Genomic DNA, 23,777 nt, shown 5'->3' with positions numbered 1-23,777 from the left:
GAGGGTGGCAGGCGCCCGCCCGCGCAGGTCGAGCGCGCGAGCGACCGTGCCGAGGTGCAGGCGCCCGCGCCGGGGGCACGGTCCCGTCAGCGGCACCGGAGGAGGTCGGCGGCGACCTCGCCGATCACGATCGCGGGGGCGTTCGTATGGCCGCGGATGACGGTGGGCATGACGGATGCGTCGGCCACGCGCAGTCCCTCGACTCCGCGGACCCGCAGCTCCGGGTCGACGACGGAGGCGGCATCCGTCCCCATCCGCGCCGTCCCGACGGGGTGGTACAGCGTGTGGGAGTAGCGGCGCAGCGACAGCTCGGCCCGCTCGGCCGACGTCATGGACTCGCCACCCGCGGGCTGGATCCAGCCGCCGGTGGTCACCGCGCGCAGCGCGTCGGTGCCGATGAGTCGCTCACACTCCGCGAGGCCGGCGAGCATCGTCGCCTCGTCGATGCCGTCGGGGTCGGTGAGGTACCCCGGATCGATGAGCGGCTTGGCCGTCGGATCTGCCGACGCGAGGCGGATCGTGCCGCGGCTGCGCGGCCGCAGCAGGATCGCGCCCACCGTGAGCCCCTCGCCGGGCGTGGGCACGAGGCCCTCGCCGACGTACGGCACCGGGGCGAAGATGATCTCGATGTCGGGGAGCGCGTCCGGCACGCCGGCGCGGTCGGCGACCTCCGTCCGCACGAAGCCGCACGCCTCCGCGACGTTGGAGGTGAGCATCCCGCGCCGCGACGAGAGGTAGCGCCCGAGCTCGGCGACGCGCTCGGCGCCGAAAAGGGTGCCGCCGCGCGCCTCGGGCGCGAGCCCGGCGACGAGGTGATCCTGCAGGTTCGAGCCCACCCCCGGTGCATCGACGAGCACCGGGATGCCGTGCTCGGCGAGATGCTCGGCGGGGCCGATGCCGCTCAGCATCAGCAACTGCGGGGTGTTGATCGCGCCCCCGGCCAGGACGACCTCGCGCCGGGCTCGCACGTGGCGCGTGATGCCGTCGATGTCGACGTAGACGCCGGTCGCGACGAGCGCTCCCGTGGGGGCCGGCGTCTCGACCCCGGCGTCGCCGACGTGCGAGTGGTCGGCCTCGTTCCGTCGTGCGAAGGTGACGCGGCGCACCAAGGCGTTCGTCACCACCCGCAGGTTGCGCCGCCGCCGGGCGGGCCGCAGGTAGGCGTCGGCGGTCGACGCCCGGCTGCCGCGGCGCTGCGACACCATCGTCTGGCTGAAACCCTGCCCCTCCGGGAGATTCGCGGGGGTGACGGGATGCCCCGCCTCGCGCACCGCGTCGAGGAACGCCGCCGTGTGGGGGCGCGGATCACGCTGGTGCTCGATCGACTGCGCCCCCGTGCTCCCCTGGGTCTCATCGACCGGGTCCTGCGTGCGCTCGACGCGGCGGAAGTAGGGGACGAGCGACTTCCACGACCAGGCGGGACCAGCCTCCTCGGCCCATTCGTCGTAGTCGGCCGCGAAGCCACGCACCCACATCATCGCGTTGAGCGACGACGATCCGCCCAGCGTCTTGCCGCGCGGCCAGTACACCGTGCGCCCTTCGAGCCGCTCCTGCGGGACGGTGTCGTAGTTCCAGTCGTACGGACCGCGGAAGAGCTTCGAGAACGCCGCGGGGACGTGGAGTTCGAGCGCCTTGTCGGGTCCGCCCGCTTCGAGCAGCAGCACCGAGACCGACGGGTCTTCGCTCAGCCGTGCAGCCAGCGCGGCGCCCGCCGAGCCGGCGCCCACGACGATGTAGTCGGCGGTCAGGCTGTGCCGGTCTCGCCTCGTCACGCCCGGAAGGCCTTGACGAGGGTGGCCGAGAGCTTCGCGTAGTCGCCGTCCATCCGGAACCGGGTGAACCCCTCGCTCACGGCGGCGCCGGTGCGCGACGTCACGAACCACGGCGGTTTCGGCAGCACCGAGAAGGCGCGGCCGCGCGAGCGGCGCAGGGCCTTCGGCTGGAGGGACCGCGGGAACGGCCGGAACGGCCCGCGGGTCACCGCGCGCTCGATGCCGTCGAGCAGCAGCGCGTTGTGGACCACGCCGATGCCGCTCTCGACGTTCTGCAGCGTCGCGCCGGGGAATCCGCCCCACGGCAGCGTCGGGGTGAGGAACCCGAAGGCGGTCCACGAGTTGATCGAGATCGTCCCGTAGCGCAGGTCGGCCATCGCGCGCTCGAACCCTTCGCCGAGCGCCGCCTGCGTCACGGGGTCGATGAGCACGTTCGCGCCGAGCGTGCCGGCGAGCTCGTCGTTGGCGTGCGCGACCGCCCGGTCGACGAACTCCTGACCGTTTCCGGGAAGCGTCACGATGCCGAGGACCGGCGCGAAGTACTCGGTCGTCTCGACGGCGGTCGCGTCTTCGCGGGGACCGACCTCGACGATCGCGCGGGTGCCGTCGCCGCGCCAGGTGGCGGACGGATAGTCGGATGCCGCGGCCGCCAGCTTCTCGTCGGACCGCGGGTACCAGACCGGTCGGGCGGGTGCGGCGTCGAACGCCGCGCGGAGCGCGTCGAGGAAGGCCTCGCGCTGGGGCCAGTCCGAGCTCAGGAGCACGAGCTGGCCGGCGATGCAGTTGTGCCCGGAGTTGTAGAGCCGCATGGTGGCGACGTGCTCGGCCTGGAACCGGAGGTCGGCGTCGCTCCACTCGCCGGGGACGATGATGATCGGAGAGACGCCGCCCAGCTCGGCCGTGATCGGCTTCTTGAGCTTCGGGCGGTCCTCGCGTCTGCGGCGGGCGGTGGCCGCCGCGCCCGCACCGGTCGAGGGGCCCCACACGATCGAGTCGAACGTCGGGGTGGCTCCGGTGATGTGCACGTGGGCGACGCCGCGGTGGTCGGCGAGGTACGCGCCGACGTCGCCGCCGCCGCGCACGATGCGCAGGAAGCCGGGCTCGATGAGCGGCGCGAGCGCGCGCTCGAAGACCGGCACGACGGAGTCCTGGGTCGGGTTGACCTTGAGGATCGTGACGCGGTTGTGCGCCATCAGCTCGTAGACCACGTCGAGCACCGGGATGGACGTCACGTTGCCCGCGCCGAGCACCAGCCCGACCCCGCCGGGCTCGGTCGGTGTCAGCTGCGCCAGTCCGGCCGTGCGACGCGCCTGCGCCTCGGTGACGCCCGGCTCGAACCAGATCTCGCCGGTGTAACCCGACAGCAGCATGCCGTCGACCGGGCTGAGCGGGAAGACGTGTGCGCGCAGTCGGCCGCCGGGCGCGGCATCCGTCCGCACCCCGCGAAGCGGACTCTCGCCCTTGGCCAGCGCCGACAGCGTCGACCGGTACGCGTCGAGGGCGACGAGCGTGCCGTACGGCCCTGAGAGCCATTCCTCGCCACGGAGCGGATGCCCCGGCTCGAGGCCCTTCGAGGTCGCGGCGACGTCGGCCCACTCCTCGGCGACGGTCGCCACCGAGTCGCGTACCCGGCCGAGCAGGCGGGCGCGCTGGTCGAGTGTGAGGTGACTCCACGTGCGGGCGCCGGTCTGCAGGTCGCCGATCGCGGCGTCCAGCGGTCCCGAGACATCCTCGGGGAGGGCGGGCGCCTTCGCGCGGGACGGGACGGCTGCTGCCGGGGCGGCCTTGGGCACGGGCGCTCTCCTTCGGGCGGGATGACTCAGTCTACGACGGCTCCGGTGAGACGGGATCTCACGACTGCTGTGACTCGATGTCGCTGCGACGGAGCGGGTAGCGGGCGAGGCTCCACAGGCTCAGCCCGATGAGGAGTGCGGGCGCGAGGCTGAAGCTGACGACGATTCCCGTCACCGCCGCGGCGGGCTGGGTGACCGTCTCGCCCGCCGTCGACGAGATGTACCCGGTGACCGCGAGGATGAGCGACAGCACCGTGGCGCCCAGCGCGAAGCCCACCGTCTCGCCTGCGGTCCAGACGCCGCTGAACGACCCCGCGCGCCCGGGCCCGGAGGTGCGCTCGTCGTGCGAGATGACGTCGGGCAGCATGGCCATCGGCAGCGACTGCATACCCGCGTAGGCGATCCCCGCGACGCCGACGGGCGCGTAGATCCAGTCGCCCGGCGCCCACAGCACCCCGAGGATCGACAGTGCGGCGACGGCGAAGACGGTGCTCGCGATCGCGAACGCGCGCTCCTTGCCGATCCTGCGGGAGACGACGCCCCACGCAGGGGCCGCGAACAGCGCGGGTGCGATGAGAGCGACGAACAGCAGCTCGACCGCGGCCTCCGACTCGAGCACCCACGTCGCGGCGTACTGCGCGCCGGCGAGCATGAGCCCGGTCGCGAGAGCCTGCAGCACGAACGTCGCGAGCAGCGCACGGAACGGCCCGCTGCGGCGCACGGCACGGACGCCGTCGGCGTAGTGCTCGCGCAGACTCGCCCGGGCGGCGGCGGGGAGCGTGCTCCCCGGGGCGACGGGCGCGGTCTCCGTGACGGGGCGGCGCGCGACCGTCGTGGCGACCAGCATCCCGAGCCCGATGACGACGCCGGCGACGACCCCCATCACGAGGTAGCCGATGACGGGGTCGTCGGCCACGCGGCGCAGCGCCGGGCCGCCGGCGCCGAACAGCAGGATCGCGAGCGTCAGCACGACCACGCGCCACGTCAGCAGCCGCGTGCGCTCGTCGTAGCGCGGCGTGAGCTCGGCGGGGAGCGCGATGTAAGGCACCTGGAAGAGGCTGAAGGCCGTCGCGGTCAGGGTGAAGGCGAAGAAGACCCAGATCGCCGCGACCACGGGGCCGAGGGCGGGCGGGACGGCGAACGTGAGGGCGAAGAGCACCGGGATCGTGCCCGCGCCGAGAAGCATCAGCCGGCGGCGCGTGCCGTGGCGGGCGAGGTCGCGGTCGGTGAGCGCGCCGATGACCGGGTCGATCACGACGTCCCACACCTTGGCGAGCGTGATGACGAGGCCCGCAGCGAGCGCGGCGACGCCGAGGGAGTCGGTGAGGTAGTACGTCAGCACGAGGCCGGGCAGGGTCGCGAACCCGCCGGTGCCGAGCGAGCCCGTGGCGTAGCGGGCGATGGTTCCGTTCGAGAGGCGGGCGCGTGCGGTGGCGGAATCGGATGCCGCGGCCGCGCCGCCGCCGGCGGCGTCGGTGCTCATCGCGCCAGTGTAGGGGCGGAGGCGTGCGCGGAGCTGCGGCTGTGGACAGCCGTTGCGTCGGGCTTCGGGGGCCCTCAGCCCCGTGCGGTCAGGGCGTCGCGCACGGCGCGCAGCCCGGCGAGGGTCTCGGCGAAGCTCGTCGACAGCGGCGAGAGTCCGATCCGCAGACCGTCGGGGTCGCGGTAGTCGGGGATGACGTCCTGGGTCCACAGCCGCGCCGTCACTGCACGCATGGCGGGGTGCGACAGTGTGATGTGCCCGCCTCGGAGCGCAGCATCCCGCGGAGAGGCGATGCTCACGCCGAGCGGCGCCAGCAGTGCGTCGGAGACCTCCACCGCGAAGTCGGTCAGCGCGATGGACTTCGCCCGCACGGCGTCGATCCCCGCCTCTTCGATCAGCCCGAGGGTGTCCTGCATCGCGATCATCCCGACGATCGGCGGGGTGCCCGACAGGAACCGCCGCATGCCCTCGGCCGGACGGTACTCGGCGCCCATCGCGAACACGTCGGCGGTGCCCATCCAGCCCTGGATCGGCTGCGCGAGTGCATCCTGGTGCCGCGCGGCGACGTAGGCGAAGGCGGGCGAGCCCGGACCGCCGTTGAGGTACTTGTACGTGCAGCCGACGGCCAGGTCGAAGCCCCAGGCGTCCGCGTGCACCGGCACCGATCCTGCGGAGTGGCAGAGGTCCCACACCACGAGCGCGCCCGCGTCGTGGATGATGCGGGTGAAGGCCGCGGCATCCGCCAGATATCCCGAGCGGTAGGCGACATGGCTGAGCAGCACGACCGCCGTCGAGGACCCGACCGCCGCGCGGAGAGCCTCTTCCGTCACCCCGGTCGAGAGGTCGACGTCGATCCACCGCACGCGCCCGCCCCGCTCGCGCGCGATGCCGTCGACGAGGTAGCGGTCGGTCGGGAAGTTGTCGCGGTCGACGACGATCTCGACCCGGGCGGGATCCGCCGCGTGCTGAGCATCGAACGCCGCGCGCACGAGCTTGTAGAGCAGGACGGTCGTCGAGTCGCCGACGACGGTCTGCCCCGGCGCCGCGCCGATCACCGCGTGCCCGATCGTGTCTCCGATCCGGAACGGCAGCTCCATCCACGATTCGTCCCAGCCGCGGATGAGCCGCCCGCCCCACTCGTCGCGGGCGAAGGCGGCCAATCGCTCGACGCTCGCACGCGGCGGCCGGCCGAGCGAGTTGCCGTCGAAGTACACGAGCGACGACTCGGCACCGACGAACGCGTCGCGGTGGTGCCGCAGCGGGTCGGCGGTGTCGAGAGCGGATGCCTCGACCTCGAGCTCCGCGACCGTCGCGGCGAGGGTGGGGTCAGTGGTCGTCATGGATGAGCTCCTCGGACGGAACGACGGCCGCGCGACCCAGCCACGCGGCGACCTCGTCGAGCGTGGTGGGAGGCGGGCCGGGAACGAAGGTCGAGACGCCGGCGGGCGCCGTCGCCGGCCACGGGTCGCACAGGGCGGCGACGAGCCGGTCGCCGCGCACGCCGGCGCGGTCGAGCGCGCGCAGCTCGTCGACCAGCACGCCGGCCCGGCGGTCGCCGTTGCCGAGGTCGGTGCCGTAGAGCACCGTGCCGCCGGCGGCGACGAAGGCCTCGAGGTTGGCGAGGGCGCTCGCCTCCGCACCGGGGTCGCCCGCATGGATGTCGAGCGACGAGATCCACGTCTGCCCCGCGGCGACGGCGCGCCCGATCACGTCGTCGTCGAGCGCTTCGGTGAAGGGCGTGTGCGCGAGGGCGTCGACGCCGGCGTCGAGCGCGAGCCGCGTCATCCCGCTCCCCTCCACGTGAGCGACGACGGGCAGGCCGTGCCCGCGTGCGGCGGCGACGATCGCCTCGAGGGTCGTCGCGTCGAAGACCGGCCCGGCGGCGGAGTTGAGGGCGACTTTGATGAGGGATGCCCCGAACGACGCCTGCTCGTCGACCGCTGTCGCGGCGCCGCCGGCCACGCCGGGATGCGCCGACGGGCCGGTGACCGTCCGCACGATCGCGTCGGGTGCCCACCCGCGTCCGGTCGGGTAGCCGCCGGGCGCAGTGAGGAACGCGCCGGCGTACGCGACCCGCGGCATTCCCGCGCCGGCGCGGCGGGCGAAGCCGATGGGGTCGCCGCCGAGGTCGACCACGCCGGCGATGCCACCGGCGGGCAGGGCGTGCTCGTCGATGAGATGCACGTGCACGTGGTGGTCGATCAGGGGCGGCAGCGAGACGCCGGGCTCGCCCGTGATGGCCCGGCGGCACGGTGCGGCCGCAGGACCGAGGAGCTCTCGCAGCGCGAACGGGTCGGCGTGCACGTCAGCGGCCGATCTCGGTGCGCACCGCGAAGAGCTCGGGGAAGAACGTCAGCTGGAGGGCCCGTTGCAGGAACGGCACCCCGCTCGACCCGCCGGTGCCGGTCTTGAAGCCGATGATGCGTTCGACGGTCTTCAGGTGTCGGAACCGCCAGAGCTGGAAGTTGTCCTCCAGATCGACGAGCTCTTCGCACGTCTCGTACGCCGCCCAGTGCTGCTGCGGGTCGGCGTAGATGTCGGCGAACATCGGGACGAGCTCGGGCGCGAAGGTCCACGCCTGCGTGACGTCGCGGCCGAGCACCTCGGCGGGGATCGGGTATCCCGACCGCGCGAGCATCCCGAGGAATTCGTCATAGAGGCTCGGCGCGAGCAGCGCGCGCTCGACGAGTTCGTGGGCAGCGGGGTCGGCGTCGAACACGCGCAGCATGGCGGCGTTCTTGTTACCGAGGGTGAACTCGACCGCACGGTACTGCGCCGACTGGAACCCCGAGGCGTTGCCGAGCACGCCGCGGAACTGCGCGTACTCGGCGGGGGTCAGCGTCGCAAGGACCGACCACTGCTCGGTCAGCGTCTTCTGGATGTGCTTCACACGGGCGATGCACTTGAGCGCCGGTGCGAGGTTGTCCTCGCGCAGCAGACGGCAGGCGGCGCCGAGTTCGTGGAGCACCAGCTTGAGCCACAGCTCTGTGGTCTGGTGCTGGATGATGAACAGCAGCTCATCATGGTGCTCGGGATCGCTCAGCGGTCGCTGGGCCGCCAGCAGCGTGCCGAGATCGAGGTAGCCCCCGTAGCTCATGCGATCGGCGAAGTCGGTGACGACCGTGCCCTCGATCGCCCGGGTATTGCGTTCGACGCCTTCGCTCACCCGCTCAGCCTAACGAGGCAGAACGGTCCTTCGTCAGGGCTGTGAGCGGCGCGAATGACGCGGCGTCAGATGAGCTCGAGCTCGCGGAGCTTGGCCTCGACGTCGTCGTTCGACGGCTCGACGTGGTGCGAGGCATCCGGGTACACCACGACCGGGATGTTCGTGCGGCCCGAGATCTCGCGCGCGACGTCGGCGGCAGCGGGGTCGGCGACGAGGTCCACGTACGTGTATTGGATCCCCAGCGAGTCGAGCTGGCGCTTGGTGCGGACGCAGTCGCGGCACCAGTCGGCGCCGAACATCGTGATGGTGGAGGGGGCAGACGTCATGACGTCTATTCTCCCGTATCGATCCTGGGCGAGGGCCGGGTGCCGGGCGGGTCCCGCTCGCACTCAGGATTCGCTTCGCGCCCACCAAGGTTCCGAGTACAGTTCCCGCGCGGCGGGGGGTTATGTCACCATGGTCCCCTGGGGTAGCAGGACATCAAGGGGAGAACGGGGACTCTCATCGACGTCTCGATCATCGTGCCGACGTACAACGAGGCTCCGAACGTCGCGGAGCTCGTTCGCCGTGTCTCCGCTGCGGTCCAAGGTCGTCAGGCCGAGATCATCTTCGTCGACGACAGCACCGACGACACTCCCGACGTGGTGCGGGCGGTTGCGGCATCCGCTTCCCTGCCGGTGCGCCTGATCCACCGCGATGAGAAGGTGGGCGGCCTCGGCGGCGCCGTGGTCGAGGGGTTCCGCGCCGCGCAGTCCGACACGTGCCTGGTGATGGACGGCGACCTTCAGCATCCTCCCGAGAAGATCCCTGAGCTGCTCGATCGTGCCGCGCGAGGCGACGTCGATGTGGTCGTCGCGTCGCGCTACGCCGGGGGCGGCACCTCGACCGGTCTCGCCGACCGCACCCGCGTGCTGGTCTCGAAGGCGTCGACCGCCGTCACCAAGGCGATGTTCCCCGTCAAGCTGCGCGACGTCACCGATCCGATGACCGGCTTCTTCGTCGTCGACCGTCGTGCGATCGAACTCGAGACCCTCCGGCCGCGGGGGTTCAAGATCCTGCTCGAGATCCTCGCGCGCAAGAGCTTCCGCATCGCCGAGGTCGACTTCGACTTCGCCGACCGGCACGCCGGCGAGTCGAAGGCATCGTTCCTGCAGGGCTTGCACTTCATCACGCAGCTCGCCGCCCTTCGATTCGGCAAGATGTCGCTGTTCGCCGTCGTGGGAGGCCTGGGCGCCGTCGTCAACCTGCTGATCGTGTGGGCGCTCACGAGCATGGGCGTCAACTACGTCATCGCCGCCGTGATCGGTGCCGAGGTGACCATCATCGGCAACTTCCTGCTGATCGAGCGGTTCGTCTTCCACGACATGCGCCACGCCGCCTCGAGCGTGTGGTGGCGGTTCGCGAAGTCATTCGGGTTCAACAACGCCGAGGCGCTCATCCGCATCCCCATCATGGCGCTCATGGTCGAGACGTGGCACATCTCCAGCGTCATCGCGACGGGGATCACACTCGTCGTGGCGTTCTTCGTCCGCTTCGTCTTCCACTCGCTGGTCGTCTACGCGCCCAAGAAGGGCGCCAAGCCCTCCGCTGCACGCGCCGTGCTGGAGGAGATCGACGAGCAGGCGATGCAGCCGGGCGAGATCTAACCGGCGATGACCGAGACGCGGACGTCCCAGGCGCTCCCGGCCCCCGCCGAGCCCACGGGCGGGATCCGGCCCGAGATCCAGGCGCTCCGTGCCGTCGCGGTCATCCTGGTGCTGCTCTTCCACCTGTGGGAGACGAGGGTGCCGAGCGGCTACATCGGCGTCGACGTCTTCTTCGTGATCTCGGGTTTCCTCATCACGGCGCAGCTCCTGCGCGAGATCGAGCGCACCGGTTCGATCCGGCTCCTCGACTTCTGGGCGCGTCGCATTCGACGGCTGCTGCCGGCGGCGTTCGTCGTGATCCTGGTGACGTTGGTCGCGCTGATGGTCGTCGTCCCCCGCACGGAGTGGGGACCCAGTCTCATCGAGTCCGCGGCCAGCGCCCTGTACGTCGAGAACTGGGCTTCGCTCGCGCGGCACCTCGGCTTCCTGCCGTGGGTGGACTACCCGTTGCCGGTCGAGCACTTCTGGACTCTCTCGGTCGAGGAGCAGTTCTACCTGCTGTGGCCGCTCCTGCTCCTTCTGGGGGTCGCCGTCGCGGCCGGGCGCCGCATGAGCGCCCGCGCGCGCGTGCAGATCATCGTGGCGCTCATCATCGTCGCGATGCTGCTGTCGTTCGCGTACTCGCTCTGGCTCTCGGCGCAGCATCCGCTCCACGCCGCCCGCAGCACGCCCTCCGTCGTGTGGGAGTTCGCCGCGGGCGGTCTGCTGGCACTTGCACCGCGCCTGTCGCAGCTGTCGCTGTCGGAGCGGGCGAAGACCGCGGTGCACTGCGTCGCCTCGTGGTCGGGTCTCATCCTCATCGTCGGCTCTGCTCTCACCCCCGAGCTGTTCCTCCACCCCGCGCCGGGCGCGGTGCTGCCCGTCCTCGGGGCGGTGCTCGTCATCTGGGGCGAGAGCAACCGCAGCTGGCTGAGCCCGACGCGCTACGGATCGCTCGCACCGGTGCAGTTCGTCGGCGACGTGTCATACGGCATCTACCTCTGGCATCAGCCCATCTACGTGCTCGTGCTGCTGAGCACCGGCGAGAACGTTCGTTCGGTGGGCGCACTCGCGGTGGTCGCGGCTTCGATGCTGCTCGGGTGGCTGTCGAAGCGGTTCATCGAGGACCCGTTCCGCACCTCGAAGTTCTGGAAGCCGTTGCCGCGCACATACGGCTTCGCCGTGGGAGGGATGCTCGTCATCTCGGCGATCGCCGGGGTCGGCATCCTTCTCTCCGCCTCATAGGCGTGCCGTCACTCGGCGAGCACCCGCTCCTCCGACTGCCGCGCGAGCGGCTCCCGCTCGCGCGCGGCGTCGGCCCGTGCCGCGAGGGCGACCGAAACGCCCAGGGCGAGGAGCGATGAGAACACCACCGCGATGTACTGCGGGGTGCTCTCGCCGAACTGGTTGTCCAGCGGAGGGAGCCGGAAGACGATCACCCACCACACCGCCAGCACACCGACGGCGATGAGCGACTCGAGGCGCCGCGTGCCCTTCATGGCGTGCGCGATCCACACCCAGAGCAGCGGAAGCGCGAGCACGAAGTACCAGAGGTGGCAGACGGGGATCAGCAGCACCACCGCCAGGGCGATGTTGAACATCGACAGGGCGTCGTCTCCGGGCCGGCGGAGGGCGACCACGATCAGCGCGATGACGGCAGCCGCCAGAAGCCACGACACGGCCGTCGCCACCACCGGGGCGACGAAGAGGGGCGTGAGCGCCGCCGACTGTGTGAACAGGTGCCTTCCGGCGCCCCACACGGAGTAGGCCACGAGATCCTGCTCACTGAGGACGAGGGTGCGGTCGATCCACTCGCCGAAGATGCCCGGGCCGTGCACGATGAGCGCGATCAGGAGGAACGCGACGCCTGTTCCGAGGGTGGCGCCGATCAGCCGCGCCCGATGCTGCACACCGCGACGGAACATCCACAGGCCGAGGCCGACCGGCCAGCTCTTGATGATCGCACCGAAGGCGAGCGAGACACCGCTGGCGATCTGACGGTTGCGTGAGGCGAAGAACACCGCGAGCGAGGCGACCAGCGGCAGGAACGTGTCGGTCTGCCCGAGCCAGAGGTCCAGCGAGAGCAATGCGCTGTACAGCGCGCTGACGATCGCGATGCCGGCGAGCACGGGCCGCTGCCACCACGACAGCACACGCCAGAACGTCGCGGTGATCGCCGCGACGGCTCCCCACAGAGACAGGATGGATGCCGCGGTCCACGGCCCGACGGCGGCGTCGAAGTCCTCGAAGGGCAGCAGGACCCACGCCACCAACGGCGAATACACATACCCGAACTCGGTGTACGGGCTGCGGCCTTCGCGGATGTGCTCGGCCGCTGCGACGAACGTGCGCAGATCGGTGCCGATGTCGCTTCCGACGGCATCCTGGAAGCGCTGCACGCTGATGTAGGCGCCGATCAGGACCACGGCGATCCACATCACGACGGACAGGACGGTCTTCGTCATCGATGACATCGGCGGCTCCCCAAAGCCGTTGGCGTCTGGGCCGGTTCGGCGAGAGCCGCACCCAGTCCGGTCGACGAACCGGTGGCCAGATACTAGCCGATGCGGTGCGTCCCGCGCTCCAGGCCGATATCCTTGCCACGACCGGACGTGGGGCGCCGGTCGCCGGGGCATCATCCCTCGGTCGAACCCGGCGTGAAGGGGTAGCACGTGACCGTCGCTCTCGCGCACGACTATGTGACGCAGCGCGGGGGTGCCGAGCGCGTGGCGCTCGCGATGGTCAGGGCGTTCCCCGGATCGCCGCTGCATACGGCGCTCTACGACCCTGCCGGCACCTTTCCGGAGTTCGAGCGCGTCGACGTGCGCACGATGCCGATCAATCGGTGGGGCATCCTGCGCCGCCACCACCGGCTGGCGCTCCCCTTCCTCGCGAAGGCGGTGTCGGGCTATCCCGTCGACGCCGACGTGCTGCTGGCGAGCTCGAGTGGCTGGGCGCACGGCATTCCGGTCACCGGCCGCAAGGTCGTCTACTGCCACGCTCCTGCCCGCTGGCTCTACCAGTCGGAACGGTACGCGGGCGAAGGCGACGGCGGCGTCCGCGCTCGCGCGGTCCGCTCCGCCATCAGCGTTCTGGGGCCCGGATTGCGGGAGTGGGATGCCGCCGCCGCGAAGAGCGCCGACCGCTACCTGGTGAACTCGACGGTTGTGCAGCGTGCGGTCCGCAATGCGTACGGCATCGAGGCGGAGGTCCTCGCGCCACCCCCTGGACGCATCCTCGGCTCAGCCGCCACCGAGCCGGTGGACGGGGTGTCGCAGCCGTTCGTCCTGTGCGTCGCACGCCTGCTGCCGTACAAGAACGTCGATCGCGTGATCGAGGCGGTCGGATCGGTCGGTGGCCTGGAGCTCGTGGTCGTCGGCGACGGCCCCGAGCGAGGGCGGCTGAGCGAGCTCGCCCGGCGGGTCGGCGGCGCACATCTGGTGGGTCGGGTGTCCGACGCGCAGCTGCAGTGGCTCTATGGCCACGCAATGGGGCTGGTGGCGGCATCCTATGAAGACTTCGGCCTCTCACCCCTTGAAGCGGGATCTGCCGGCAAGCCCACCGCGGCGCTCCGCGACGGCGGGTATCTCGACACGGTGGTCGAAGGTCGCAACGGCGTTTTCTTCGACACCGCGGATGCCTCTTCGATCGCCGCCGCGATCGAGGAGATGCTCCGGCGGGACTGGTCGCCCGACGCGATCCGCGCGCACGTCGAGGGGTTCTCAGAGGAGCGGTTCGCCGATCGCCTGCGCTCCGTCGTCGCGGAAGAGGCCGCGCGTGTCTGAACCGACGCGGGAAGAGTCGACGCGCGAGGACCGGGGGCACCGGACCCGGAATCTGTGGCTGGTGGGCCTCGCGTACGGTGGCGCCTTCGTGCTCCTCTACTTCACTGCGGTGCTGACCGCCTTCGGGCAGCTCGTCGATGCCGGTTCGCTCAGTCTGTTCGGCTGGATGCGGAGCGAGGCGTGGCTGGCGTTCTATGACGGACGCGACATCGTGATGTATTGCGTCGTCGGGGCCGCGGTGGTCGCCGCACTCTCCGACGTGCTCGAGCATCGTTGGAAGGCGCCGCTGTACTCGGCCGCCCTCGTCGGGGTGGTCGCCGTGATCTCGCTCCTCATGAAGGAGTTCGCGCCGCGTCCCGATCTGGGCGACTGGGCGTACGCCCACAACACCTTTCCGAGTGGTCACACCGCGATCACCCTGGCCGCTGCCGTGGCGATCATCTGGTGCTATCCGCGCTGGATGTCGCCGGTGCTCGTTCTCGTGCTCGGCGGTGTGGTCGCCTTCGTCGCGCTGGGGTCGCTCTTCTCCATGGCCCACCGCGCCAGCGACAGCATCGGAGGCGCCCTTCTGGCGGGAGCCGTCTCGTGCGCGCTGGCAGCGCTTTCACGGGCGACGCAGCCCGTATCCTCACGCCTGCGCAGGGGATCGGTGATCGCAGGCGGGGTGATGGTGGGCGTCGGCCTGCTGTACCTGGCCGGTGCGCTCGGCTTCTTCGGGGGCGGCGATCACGCCCTGACGCTCACGATGGCAATCCTGCTGTGTACGCTGGGTGTCATCGTCTCGGTCCTCGCCATCCATCGGCCCTTCCTCGTTCAGGCCCGGACGAGGGCTCGACCTGGAGGGGACCGGGCTCCGCGAACGCCTGTAACCTAGACGACTGCCGCTGCTCGCGGCACCATGCCCGTGGGGAGAGTGGACTTGACGCTCCGACAGATTCTCGATGTGCTCTGGAAGCGCAAATGGATCATCGGCGCGGTCATGCTGGCCGCACTTGTGACGGCAGCTGTCTACCTCCAGGTGCGCACTGAGACGTTCGTCAGCACCGGCGTCATCCGGCTCAACGACGTGATCTCACAGGGGGCCGTCACCGGTGAGGTCGGCGGCGTCTCCGTCGACGTGAGCCCCGAGGCGGTGACGGGGCCGACCGTCCTCGAGGCGGCGGCCGCGCAGCTCGGAGAAGACCCCGCCGCACTCGCTGGTGCCGTCCGCGCGAACGTCGACGACTCGACGTCTCTCGCACGCATCCACATCAGCGCGATGGGCACCACGCCCGAACAGGCGCAGGCGCGAGCCGACGCGGTTCTGACGGCGTACGTCGCCCACGTCGACGAGCAGCTCAACCTGGCGCTGACGACCCTGCAGCAGCGGCAAGCCGAGGCCATCCAGAACGCGCGGGATCTGCAGCGCGAGGTCGCCGAGAACCCCGGCGACTCGATCGCGGCGACCAACCTCGCGACCGCGCTCTCTCAGATGACGTCCGTCAACCTCGCCATCGAAGACGTCAACGACGCCGGTGCGGCGACAGCCATCGTGACGCCTCCGTCAGCAGGGGGTTCGACCGTGCCGTCGGTGCTGATCGTCCTGCTGCTCGCGCTGGCCACGGGTCTGATCGTCGGAATCGCGGCCGCACTCATTCGGGATCAGTTCGACAACCGCCTGCGTGGTGAGGACGAGATCGAGGCCATCTCCGGCGCCCGGTCGCTCGGCGAACTGAGCTGGGACCGCGGGGTCGCCGGGATGGATCCGCCTCTCCCCGTCGCGCACAACGAGCGCACCGACCTGAGCGAGCGGCTCCGCACGCTCCGCTCCACGCTGCAGGTCTTCCTTCCCCGACGGGCGGCCGTCGCTGTCGTCACGAGCGTCGAGCCCGGAGACGGCAAATCCTTCGTCTCGGCCAACCTCGCGATGGCCTGGGCTCGCGCGGGAAAGACCGTCATCCTCGTCGGTGGCGACCTGCGACGTCCCGATCTCGGGCGCTACTTCGGCGACGCGGCCGACGGAGACGGCCTCGCCGACATCCTGAGCGATCACGAGGTCGGAGAGACGCTGTCGCGCGGCGATGTCGAGTCCCGCCTGAACACCACGCGCTACCGCCGTCTGCGCATCCTCCCTGCCGGTGCCGAGCCGCCCGACCCCGCCGACCTGCTCGCCCGTCCGGTCCTCGGCGAATTGGTGGCGCACCTGCGCACGCTCGCGGACGTGGTGATCATCGACTCCCCTCCCGCGATCGGGATGGCCGATGCGGCACTGCTCACACTCCAGTCCGACGGCGCGGTCGTCATCTCCTCCGTTCGCAAGACCGACCGCGTGCTGCTGTCCGATACTGTGGCCGCCCTGCGCGCCGCCGGCGCTGACGTGATCGGCGTCGTGGCGAACCGCAGCCGACGCAAACTGCCGAAGACCTACTCGTCGTACTACGTGTCGCAGCGGGCCGGGGATTCTGCGCCGCGGGCAGCCGCTCCGGTCATCGCAGACGACGTGACCCCCGGCGACGTCGAAGACCTGCGCAAGATCCTCAAGACCGGATCCACGGATGACCTCCGCTCGCGCAACCGGAACGGCACGCAGAAGTCGGGGACGAACGAGAACGAGCTCGCTTCCGACCCGGGCAGCGCTGCGGACCTCGATCTCGATACCGACCTCGACGTCGACTCCTCCCAGGCGGAGAAAAGGACGTCCAGCGACCTGTGATGGCGCGTTCCCGCAGCCTCTCCCTGCCCGTCCGGTCACCAGACCCCGAGCACGGCGTCACACACGTGCTCTTCGTCTGCCAGGCGAACCGCTGCCGTTCGCCCTACGCCGCCGAGATCATGCGCCTTCTCGCGGATGATTCCCTCGACATCCACTCGGGGGGCCTCATGGCCGGGGGGCACCGGATGCCACCTGCAGGGGTTCAGACCGGCGCCCACCTCGGGATCGACTTCTCGTCGCATCGCAGCCGCGAGCTCGACCGGGGTGATCTCGGCGGATTCGACGTCATCCTCACCATGGCTCGGGCACAGTCCCGCGAGCTCGCCGCCGACGACGCTCACGTGACCCACCGCATCTTCACCGTCAAGCAGTTCGCTCGATGGCTCACCGATCACCCGCTCCCCGCCGGCATGCCCCTCGGCAAGTGGCTCGACGAGGCAGCGCACGATCGGCCGCGAGACGACTTCCTCGGCGATGACGAGAGCGACGATGTCGCCGACCCGATCGCGTCACCCCCCAGCGCCTGGGTCGCGATGGTCCGGGAGCTCACAGCGGTGCTCTCGACGATCGTCGCGGCGCTCGGCGCGGCGCGCGACTGATCACGCGACCTCGTCGAGCGCCGTCCGCAGCTGTGCCCACGAGTGAGACCAGGAACGATCCTCCGCACGGCGACGGGCTGCGATTCCGATAGTGCGCCGCTTCCCCTCGTCATCGATGAGGGAGCGCAGCGCGTCGGCGAGGGCCGACTCGTCCCCGGGGTCGACAAGAACCCCGGCATCGCCGATCACGCTGGGGATACCGCCGGCGTCACTGGCGACGACAGGAAGTCCGGTGGCCATCGCCTCGCCGACCGTGAGCCCGCTCGGCTCAGGCCAGCGGGAAGGTGCGACGAAGATGTCGGCCGACTGCAGCAGAGCCGGGAGCGCTTCGCGGTCGACGAAGGGCTGAAACCTCACCGTCCCGTCCACCTCGGACGCCAGCGCACGCAGCGCGCGCTCGTACGGCGAGAGCGCCGCGCCGGCGTCGAATCCCTGGCTGCCGACGATGACCACCTCCACGTCGGTTCGTGCCAGCATTCCCGCGGCCTTCAGCAGAACGTCGGCACCCTTCTCCGGCACGATCCGACCGACGAACATGATCCGGACCACATCGCTCGCCGGAGCCCCGGCCGGTTCGCGTGGTCGGAAGCCCACGGTGTCGACGCCGTTCTCGACCACGCGGATCCGCCCTGCGACGGCCGAGGGGACCCGGGAGGAAATGCGGTCTGCCAGGTCGGCGCTCACCGCGATGAGGGCTCCGACGGATCCGAGCGCGCGACCGGCCTCGGAGCGCGACATCCCACGCGGCAGGTCGTTGTGCGCGTAGTAGATGGGGACGTGCGGCGTCGCGTCGAGCATCCCGGGGAGGATCGGCGCATTGTGCGCGATGACGAGGCGCTCGGTGCTCCCCTCCAGCGCCGTCACCATCGGGCGGTACGACCGTTGCGCGCGAACACGCGGAAGGCCGATCTTCGAGAGACCCAGGTCGACGGCACGCTCCCATTTGCGGGGATACCCGGCGCCCGCGTACTCGATCGCCGTTGCACTCGAGTACCGCGGATGGAAGGTGGACGCGTCGAGGAGCACCTCGTGCCGATAGCCGTCGTCGGATGCCGCGGCCTGGGCGAGACCGTGCACGACGGTCGGGATCGCCGAGCCGGTCCTGGGTGAGAAGTGGTCGCCGGGGGTCAGCGCATGGACGACACCCCGCATCAGATGCGAACCCCCCGCGTGCGCCGCCAGAGCGTCTGCACGGGGTGGGGGATCCGCTCGATCCCGTCGGCTCTGTCGCGTTCCTGGACGCCGTAGCAGATGCCGGCGATGATCCAGAGGATGGAGGCGTGGCCGGCGACCCAGTAGAGGTCGAACTGGCTCTGGGCCAGCTTGGCGGCGACGACCGCGAGGCCGAGCGTGCCATACACCGGGTTCATCCGCGCGAGCGCCCAGAGCGCGCCGGCGAACATACCGAGGAAGCCGATGAGTCCCAGCACGCCTACGGTCGTCAGCACCTCCAGCTCGGCGTTCGGAGGCTGGAATCCGCCGAACCCGGTGTGCCACGTCGTCCACCATCGGTGGCCGACACCGAAGATCGGCGACTGCAGCCACACGATGATCGATTCGCCGTACCATGTGATCCGCTGGGCGGCCGAACTGAAGTCATTGTCGGACGCGAGCTGGGAGGCGACTTCTTGGTAGACGAACCATCCGGTGGGGATGAGGATCAGCCACATCCACCTCGAGCGCTTCCCGTTGTGGAATCGCGGCCGGAGGCCGACGACGAAGATTCCGATCAGCCCCCCGACGATCGCCTGGCGCGACTGGGCGGCGGCCATGCCGACACCGCAGATCACGAAGGCCCCCCACGCCATCCACCCCGGCCAGCCCAGCCACGGGGGGTTGGCGAAGGCGATGACGAGACCGACCATCAAGAACGCGCCGATCGCATTCTTGTGCCACACGCCCAGGTAGACGGGCTGGAGTCCGTTGCCCAGCGCCATGACCCCGGCCGTCGCGCCCATGGCGACGCAGATCGCGACGAAGATTCCCAGTGCGAGGCGGGCGTGGCCCTCTCGGCCGATCACGAACCCGACGACCATCGCGCCGAGAACCAATACCAGTTCGTGGGCCCACTCGATGTAGTTCTCGGCGTAGCGGTTGAGGATGAGCTGAGGGGCGGTCAGCGCGACGTAGAAGGCCCCGGACCACAGCAGCGGCTGCATGGTGTGGAGACCGCGGCCGCGCACCAGCACCAGCGCGACCAGCACGGCTATGCCCAGGAGGAGGTCAGATCCGCTCATCGGGCCGATCCGCTGCACCGCGAAGACGGCCGGAACGGCGAGCACCGGCACGAGCGAGAGGTCGATCGCGGCGACAGCGATGAGCAGAACACCCAGCGCGAGGTAGATCGCGTAGTCGGGCAGGCGCGCGCTCGCCAAGCCCATGGAGGCACCGAGGACGAGCAGCACGAGGATCCCCAGGATCGTCGTGCCCACTCCCCGGATCGTCGTGCCTGTGGGCTGGAAGGTCACAGGGCAATGGTAGGGCTCGATCGCGGTGTACCGCTCGGCGAGCCTCTCCCTTAGGGTGTGCAGGTGGCATCTCCTCCTCGCAGCGCCCCTGCGCGGGTGGTGGTCGTCTCCCACACCGCAGATGTCGGGGGCGCAGAGATCGCGATTCTGCGTCTGCTCCGCGCTCGCGACCGCGACGCTTTCGACGTCTCGGCGATCGTGCTCGAGGAGGGTGCCTTTCCTGACCTCCTGCGCGCGGCCGGGGTGCCGACCGAAGTCATCGCGACCGCGGCGGTGCACCGCGTCACCCGCCGCGAGGCGGCGTCCGTGGGCGCTCTATGGCGAAATGCCGTCGCCACCCTGGCCGTCGCGCGCACCGTGCGACGGAAGCTCCGTGGCCTCCGCGCCGAGTTGGTCGTCGCCAACTCGCTCAAGGGCGCTGTCATCACTTCGATCGCCCGTCCGCTCCGCACGCCATGGGTGTGGCACCTGCACGACCGGCTCGCACCCGACTACCTCCCCGTCCCGTTCGTCTTCGCGATGCGCGCTCTGGCGCGCTGGAGTCCGCGACTCGTGGTGGCGAACTCGTGGGCGACGGCGCAGACCCTTCGCTCGACGCCCGCCGAACGCATCGTCGTCGCGTATCCCGGGCTTCCTCGTGAAGCGTTCGCGGATCAGGGGCATCCGCCGGCAGCGACCGTGGGGATCGTCGGGAGGATCAGCGCCACGAAGGGCCAGCGTGTCTTCCTCGAAGCCGCCCGACGCGTCCTCGCCGAGAACCCCGCCGCGCGGTTCCGCATCGTCGGGGGCGCCCTGTTCGAAGACGCCGCCGAGGAGAACGAGCTGCGCAGGCTCGTCGAGACCTCACCCGACCTGAGAGCCAGCGTGGAGTGGACCGGCTGGGTCGCAGACACCCCGGCCGAGCTCCGCCGGCTGTCGCTGGCGGTCCACGCGTCGCCGGTGCCTGAGCCATTCGGTCAGGTGATCATGGAGGCGATGGCGGCCGGCGTGCCGGTGATCGGCACCGATGCCGGGGGAGTTCCCGAGATCATCGACCCCTCCTCGTGCGCTGTCGAACTCGCCGATGGCGTGCGTCGGAGCGATCTGGGACTGCTCGTCCGCCCCGGCGACGATCTCGCCCTCGCTCGGGCGATCGGGTGGATGCTGCGCCATGACATCGAAGCGCAGGTGATGGCGTCGGCCGCGCGGGAGGCAGCGTGGGAGCGCTACGGGATCACCCGCACGTGGTCCGTCGTCGGCGACGCGTGGGCGACCGCCCTCGACGCCCGTCGTGGGGAGCGCGGCGCAGGCTCAGGGGGTGCCGACCCCAGCGCGGCGGTCGCGACGACGACCGTCGATCCCCGCCCAGACTCCGGCGAAGAGACCCGCGATCTCGACGACTGACCGAGTCAGGATGATCGGCGAGGTCACGCGCCGCTGCATGGTCGCCTTCTCACCCTCAGCATCGCGCCCCTTCGCGATCAACCTGCCGACCAGCGAGAAGTAGTGGCCCTGCTGTCGGAACGCCGTCACGTAGTACCGACGCAGATACGGGGTCCGCCAGCCGAACACCCGCGCCAGGAGCATGACGTGATTGCGGCGGGAGTAGTACAGATAGCGCCGATCGAAGCGCTGGCCGCCGATCTGGTACGGCGCGGCCACGTGGCGTACCAGCGCCCGAGGCGCGAAAACCAGCCGGTACCCGGCAGCGGTGAGTCGCAGGCACGTGTCAGACTCTTCGCGCAGGCAGGTGCCGGGATAGTTGCCGCGGATGCCGCCGATCGATTCCAGGATCGATCGCCGATACGACTGGTTCGCGCCGAGGAAGTGATCGACGTCGACCGGACGCAGCGAGTTCGCGCCGAAGTATCCGGTGAGATCCCCGTTGGGAAGCAGTCGGCCGATGGTGCCCACACCCTCGCGATCCTCGCCGGGGATGCCGTTGTCGGCACGTCCGCCTACTCCGGCGACGGCCGGGTCGTCGTCATAGACGCGGGTGAGCTCCGTCAGCCACTCGCGGTCGGCGTACGCGTCGTCATCGATGAATGCCACGATGTCTCCGGTCGCCGCCGCCAGGCCGAGCTGGCGCGATTCGGGCATCGTGCCCTTCCCCAGTTGGTGGCGGATGTACACGACATCGGGATGCTCAGCCGACACGAGGTCGCGCGTGCGGTCATCCGGCGAGCCGTCGACCACGATGATCTGATGCGGCCGGCGGGTCATCTCGTACAGATGGCGCAGGCACTCTGCGATGTACTGCGGCCGCGCGTACGTGATGATGATGACCGAGACGGTCGGGGCGGGCGGGTCCGGTGTGGTCATGTCAGTCGATTCCTCGGTTCTGCATCGCCGGGCGGTTCCGCGACGACCGCGCTGCGGAACACCTCTTCGTAACCGTCTGCCACGCGATCCCACGTGAACCTGCGCACTGCGTCGCGGCCGCCCGAACCGAGCCTCGCCCGCAGCGGGGCATCCTCGGCCACACGCGTGAGCAATCGCGCGAGTCCCTCGGGATCGCGGGGGTCGAAGAGCAGGCCGTCGGCGCCGTCGGTCATGAACTCGCCAGGGCCGCCGCGCTGTGTCGCCAGCACGGGGACGCCCGAACGCCACCCCTCCAGGATGACGAGCCCGAACGCCTCGACGTGGCTCGGTACGACGTGCACCAGGGCACCGTCGAGAAGAGTGCGCACCTGCTCGCGCGGGAGCGCCCCGACGAACCTCACGTGCGCGTCCACGCCGAGCTCGCGCGCCTTGGATTCGAGGTCGGCCCGTCGTGGACCGTCGCCGGCGATGATGAGCTCGGCGCCTCCCAGCCGGTCACGGGCGCGGGCGTACGCCTCGATCAGCACATCGAACCCCTTGTTCTCGACAAGGCGCCCGACGCCGGTGATGTAGGCGGCCGGCAGCGCGACAGCGAGAGGCGAAGCCTCCGCGTCGAGGTCGATTCCGTTGCCGACGACCGCCACCTCGCGATGCGCCCCGAAACGATCGAGATCGGCAGCCGCGTAGCTCGAGCACGACGTCACGGCCCGCGCGTCCCGGAGCACGTCGGCGAGCGATCGGCGCAGAAGCTGGGAAGAGGCGAACGCGTCGTGTGCGTCCATGAACGTTTCGCCGTGGTTCGCGTAGACGAGTGGGATGCCTGCGCGCTTCGCGACGTGCGCCGCCCACGGGCCGTTGGCGCCGAAGCACTGGACGACGATCACCTCCGGCGCATCCTGCCGCACAGCAGCGCGCCACGACCGCAGGGCGCTCGGTGCCGCGAGCGCGAACCGCATCACGCCGCCGAGCGATCGAGTCGGCAGCGGCGTCGGAAGGTACCGGAGCGGCGGGCCGTCGTCCCGGGGCGGCGCCTCGTCGCCCTGATCGACGGCCCACACGGTGACCTCGTGCCCCCGGGCTCGCAACCGGCGCCCGAGATGGAACACGTGCTCCTCGACTCCCCCGAACCGGGGGAGGTATGAGCTCGCGACGAGGGCGATCCGCATCATGCGCCTTCGCCGGGGAAGTCGCGGACGCGGCTGAGCCGGTAGTGCCGCCACAGCGGGGCGAAGGGGGTCTTGAGCACGGTCATTCGCGGCCTGCGGGTCGAGTGCAGCCACATGCCGTACTTGCCGCTGTGGCGCCATTCCTCGGAGTGCCCCGACCAGCCCACCTTGCGTGCGATGTCGGCAGCTGAGCGCACCCAGCTGTAGTGCAGCACGGCGGCCTCCGGCGATATCACCTCGTTGACGATCGTCTCGGGCGAGGCCGCCGGATCGGTGTTCCACGGGCGCACGTCCACCCGGTAGATCGGGAAGTCCGTCTGTCGCGCCAGCCGCAGCGGAACGCCGACCCGCACCGCGAGCGGGCCGGGGAACGAGCAGGCCAGTCGCCAGAATCGAGTGCTCGCTTCGAGGAATCGGCCCGGGGCGACTCGCGTGTACAGCCACCGTGCGGGGTAGTCCAGCGCCCAGGCGCCCGCGCGGTGCGCTCGCCGAACCATCTCGACGAAGACGTCGGGCTGCGGCATCACCTCGTCGGTGTCGAGCTGCAGCACCCAGTCGGCCCCTTCTGCGGCCTGTACCAGCGCCGTCTGGCGCTGGTAGGTGTCGTTCTCGAGCGGATCGAAGCCCTCCCGGCCGAAGTGCCCGGGGCGGTAGTCGCACTTGCCCTCGGTATCGACCTCGCGCAAGATCTCGAGGCAGCGCTCGATCGGGAGCGGCGTGCCCGTCCACGACGTCGCATTCTCGTCGTACGACACGACGATGCGGTCCACGATCGAGTAGTAGGAGCGCACGCTCGGACCGAGGAAGGCAGGGTCACCGAGCATGATGTAAGCGTTGAGTCGCATCTCCCACAGATCTCGTCATGTGCGGTGGCCGGGCGGTCCGATCCTAGCCCGACGACGTCAGGTACTGTCTTTGCGATGTGGG

Annotated in this window: 20 protein-coding genes; 7 read left to right on the top strand and 13 right to left on the bottom strand. The window is 70.5% G+C overall.

Annotated elements, in window-relative coordinates:
* Positions 1-86: 86 nt before the first annotated feature.
* From ACFC1W_RS05030 to ACFC1W_RS05000, 7 genes are all read right to left on the bottom strand, one after another.
* Positions 87-1,772, bottom strand: coding sequence for a GMC family oxidoreductase (locus ACFC1W_RS05030; RefSeq protein WP_375989363.1), 1,686 nt, complete (start codon positions 1,770-1,772; stop codon positions 87-89).
* Positions 1,769-3,565 carry an aldehyde dehydrogenase family protein gene (locus ACFC1W_RS05025; protein WP_375989361.1) on the bottom strand — a complete coding sequence of 599 codons (1,797 nt, stop codon included), beginning with the start codon at positions 3,563-3,565 and terminating at the stop codon, positions 1,769-1,771. Before ACFC1W_RS05025 ends, ACFC1W_RS05030 begins: the two co-directional genes overlap by 4 nt.
* A 58-nt stretch (positions 3,566-3,623) precedes the next feature.
* Positions 3,624-5,048, bottom strand: coding sequence for an MFS transporter (locus ACFC1W_RS05020; protein ID WP_375989358.1), 1,425 nt, complete (start codon positions 5,046-5,048; stop codon positions 3,624-3,626).
* A 74-nt stretch (positions 5,049-5,122) separates the two neighbouring features.
* On the bottom strand, positions 5,123-6,388 hold the full coding sequence (locus tag ACFC1W_RS05015; protein WP_375989355.1) for a kynureninase: 1,266 nt from the start codon (positions 6,386-6,388) through the stop codon (positions 5,123-5,125).
* Positions 6,375-7,352: an amidohydrolase family protein gene (locus ACFC1W_RS05010; RefSeq protein WP_375989352.1), complete on the bottom strand. Its 978-nt coding sequence runs from the start codon at positions 7,350-7,352 to the stop codon at positions 6,375-6,377. Before ACFC1W_RS05010 ends, ACFC1W_RS05015 begins: the two co-directional genes overlap by 14 nt.
* Position 7,353: 1 nt before the next feature.
* Positions 7,354-8,214, bottom strand: a complete 861-nt coding sequence (gene kynA / locus ACFC1W_RS05005; RefSeq protein ID WP_241111755.1) for a tryptophan 2,3-dioxygenase — start codon at positions 8,212-8,214, stop codon at positions 7,354-7,356.
* Positions 8,215-8,279: 65 nt separating this feature from the next.
* Entirely contained in the window at positions 8,280-8,540 is a 261-nt protein-coding gene (locus ACFC1W_RS05000; protein ID WP_241111756.1) for a glutaredoxin family protein, read from the bottom strand.
* 177 nt (positions 8,541-8,717) lie between these two features.
* On the opposite strand from ACFC1W_RS05000, the gene ACFC1W_RS04995 reads away from it, so the two are divergent.
* Both ACFC1W_RS04995 and ACFC1W_RS04990 read left to right on the top strand, forming a co-directional pair.
* A complete protein-coding gene (locus ACFC1W_RS04995) occupies positions 8,718-9,860 on the top strand; it encodes a glycosyltransferase (RefSeq protein WP_375991414.1) in 1,143 nt (380 codons plus the stop codon).
* 6 nt (positions 9,861-9,866) lie between these two features.
* Positions 9,867-11,084: an acyltransferase family protein gene (locus ACFC1W_RS04990; protein ID WP_375989348.1), complete on the top strand. Its 1,218-nt coding sequence runs from the start codon at positions 9,867-9,869 to the stop codon at positions 11,082-11,084.
* Positions 11,085-11,092: 8 nt separating this feature from the next.
* Here ACFC1W_RS04990 and ACFC1W_RS04985 read toward each other — a convergent pair whose 3' ends face one another.
* Positions 11,093-12,304 (bottom strand): glycosyltransferase family 87 protein, encoded by a 1,212-nt coding sequence (locus tag ACFC1W_RS04985; RefSeq protein WP_375989345.1) that lies wholly within the window; start codon positions 12,302-12,304, stop codon positions 11,093-11,095.
* A gap of 207 nt (positions 12,305-12,511) precedes the next feature.
* Here ACFC1W_RS04985 and ACFC1W_RS04980 point away from each other — a divergent pair, with 207 nt between their 5' ends.
* From ACFC1W_RS04980 to ACFC1W_RS04965, 4 genes are read left to right on the top strand one after another with little or no spacing between them, the layout of a single operon-like run.
* Entirely contained in the window at positions 12,512-13,624 is a 1,113-nt protein-coding gene (locus tag ACFC1W_RS04980; RefSeq protein ID WP_375989342.1) for a glycosyltransferase, read from the top strand.
* Positions 13,617-14,498 (top strand): phosphatase PAP2 family protein, encoded by an 882-nt coding sequence (locus tag ACFC1W_RS04975; RefSeq protein ID WP_375989340.1) that lies wholly within the window; start codon positions 13,617-13,619, stop codon positions 14,496-14,498. The genes ACFC1W_RS04980 and ACFC1W_RS04975 overlap by 8 nt, the downstream gene beginning before the upstream one ends.
* Positions 14,499-14,543: 45 nt before the next feature.
* Positions 14,544-16,316 (top strand): polysaccharide biosynthesis tyrosine autokinase, encoded by a 1,773-nt coding sequence (locus ACFC1W_RS04970; protein WP_375989338.1) that lies wholly within the window; start codon positions 14,544-14,546, stop codon positions 16,314-16,316.
* Positions 16,316-16,915: a low molecular weight phosphatase family protein gene (locus ACFC1W_RS04965; RefSeq protein ID WP_375989335.1), complete on the top strand. Its 600-nt coding sequence runs from the start codon at positions 16,316-16,318 to the stop codon at positions 16,913-16,915. The genes ACFC1W_RS04970 and ACFC1W_RS04965 overlap by 1 nt, the downstream gene beginning before the upstream one ends.
* Here ACFC1W_RS04965 and ACFC1W_RS04960 read toward each other — a convergent pair whose 3' ends face one another.
* Positions 16,916-18,067 (bottom strand): glycosyltransferase family 4 protein, encoded by a 1,152-nt coding sequence (locus tag ACFC1W_RS04960; RefSeq protein WP_375989332.1) that lies wholly within the window; start codon positions 18,065-18,067, stop codon positions 16,916-16,918.
* Positions 18,067-19,383, bottom strand: a complete 1,317-nt coding sequence (locus tag ACFC1W_RS04955) for an O-antigen ligase family protein (RefSeq protein WP_375989329.1) — start codon at positions 19,381-19,383, stop codon at positions 18,067-18,069. The genes ACFC1W_RS04960 and ACFC1W_RS04955 overlap by 1 nt, the downstream gene beginning before the upstream one ends.
* Positions 19,384-19,446: 63 nt before the next feature.
* Between ACFC1W_RS04955 and ACFC1W_RS04950 the strand changes: the two genes are divergently transcribed.
* Positions 19,447-20,766 (top strand): glycosyltransferase family 4 protein, encoded by a 1,320-nt coding sequence (locus ACFC1W_RS04950; protein WP_375989326.1) that lies wholly within the window; start codon positions 19,447-19,449, stop codon positions 20,764-20,766.
* On the opposite strand, the gene ACFC1W_RS04945 is transcribed toward ACFC1W_RS04950, so the two are convergent.
* Genes ACFC1W_RS04945 through ACFC1W_RS04935 form a run of 3 tightly spaced genes read right to left on the bottom strand, consistent with a single transcriptional unit; the run spans position 20,674 to position 23,674 of the window.
* The gene (locus tag ACFC1W_RS04945; RefSeq protein ID WP_375989323.1) at positions 20,674-21,684 is read right to left on the bottom strand and encodes a glycosyltransferase family 2 protein; all 1,011 of its coding nucleotides are present in this window, start codon (positions 21,682-21,684) and stop codon (positions 20,674-20,676) included. The two genes, ACFC1W_RS04950 and ACFC1W_RS04945, sit on opposite strands and share 93 nt — an antisense overlap.
* Complete coding sequence (locus tag ACFC1W_RS04940) at positions 21,681-22,853, bottom strand: glycosyltransferase family 4 protein (RefSeq protein ID WP_375989320.1); 1,173 nt, start codon at positions 22,851-22,853, stop codon at positions 21,681-21,683. Before ACFC1W_RS04940 ends, ACFC1W_RS04945 begins: the two co-directional genes overlap by 4 nt.
* Positions 22,850-23,674: a hypothetical protein gene (locus ACFC1W_RS04935; protein WP_375989317.1), complete on the bottom strand. Its 825-nt coding sequence runs from the start codon at positions 23,672-23,674 to the stop codon at positions 22,850-22,852. The genes ACFC1W_RS04940 and ACFC1W_RS04935 overlap by 4 nt, the downstream gene beginning before the upstream one ends.
* Positions 23,675-23,777 lie beyond the last annotated feature (103 nt).

The organism is Microbacterium sp. NPDC056003 (assembly GCF_042274785.1).
Lineage (GTDB): Bacteria > Actinomycetota > Actinomycetes > Actinomycetales > Microbacteriaceae > Microbacterium.
This window is presented reverse-complemented; position numbering and strand designations above follow the sequence as displayed.

Excerpts from the sequence above, each read along its gene's own strand:
- ACFC1W_RS04935 (WP_375989317.1), bottom strand. The coding sequence starts at position 23,674 with ATGCTCGGTGACCCTGCCTTCCTCGGTCCGAGCGTGCGCTCCTACTAC.
- ACFC1W_RS05015 (WP_375989355.1), bottom strand. The coding sequence starts at position 6,388 with ATGACGACCACTGACCCCACCCTCGCCGCGACGGTCGCGGAGCTCGAG.
- ACFC1W_RS04985 (WP_375989345.1), bottom strand. The coding sequence starts at position 12,304 with ATGACGAAGACCGTCCTGTCCGTCGTGATGTGGATCGCCGTGGTCCTG.
- ACFC1W_RS04965 (WP_375989335.1), top strand. The coding sequence starts at position 16,316 with ATGGCGCGTTCCCGCAGCCTCTCCCTGCCCGTCCGGTCACCAGACCCC.
- ACFC1W_RS04945 (WP_375989323.1), bottom strand. The coding sequence starts at position 21,684 with ATGACCACACCGGACCCGCCCGCCCCGACCGTCTCGGTCATCATCATC.
- ACFC1W_RS04960 (WP_375989332.1), bottom strand. The coding sequence starts at position 18,067 with ATGCGGGGTGTCGTCCATGCGCTGACCCCCGGCGACCACTTCTCACCC.
- ACFC1W_RS04990 (WP_375989348.1), top strand. The coding sequence starts at position 9,867 with ATGACCGAGACGCGGACGTCCCAGGCGCTCCCGGCCCCCGCCGAGCCC.
- ACFC1W_RS05020 (WP_375989358.1), bottom strand. The coding sequence starts at position 5,048 with ATGAGCACCGACGCCGCCGGCGGCGGCGCGGCCGCGGCATCCGATTCC.
- ACFC1W_RS05000 (WP_241111756.1), bottom strand. The coding sequence starts at position 8,540 with ATGACGTCTGCCCCCTCCACCATCACGATGTTCGGCGCCGACTGGTGC.
- ACFC1W_RS04940 (WP_375989320.1), bottom strand. The coding sequence starts at position 22,853 with ATGATGCGGATCGCCCTCGTCGCGAGCTCATACCTCCCCCGGTTCGGG.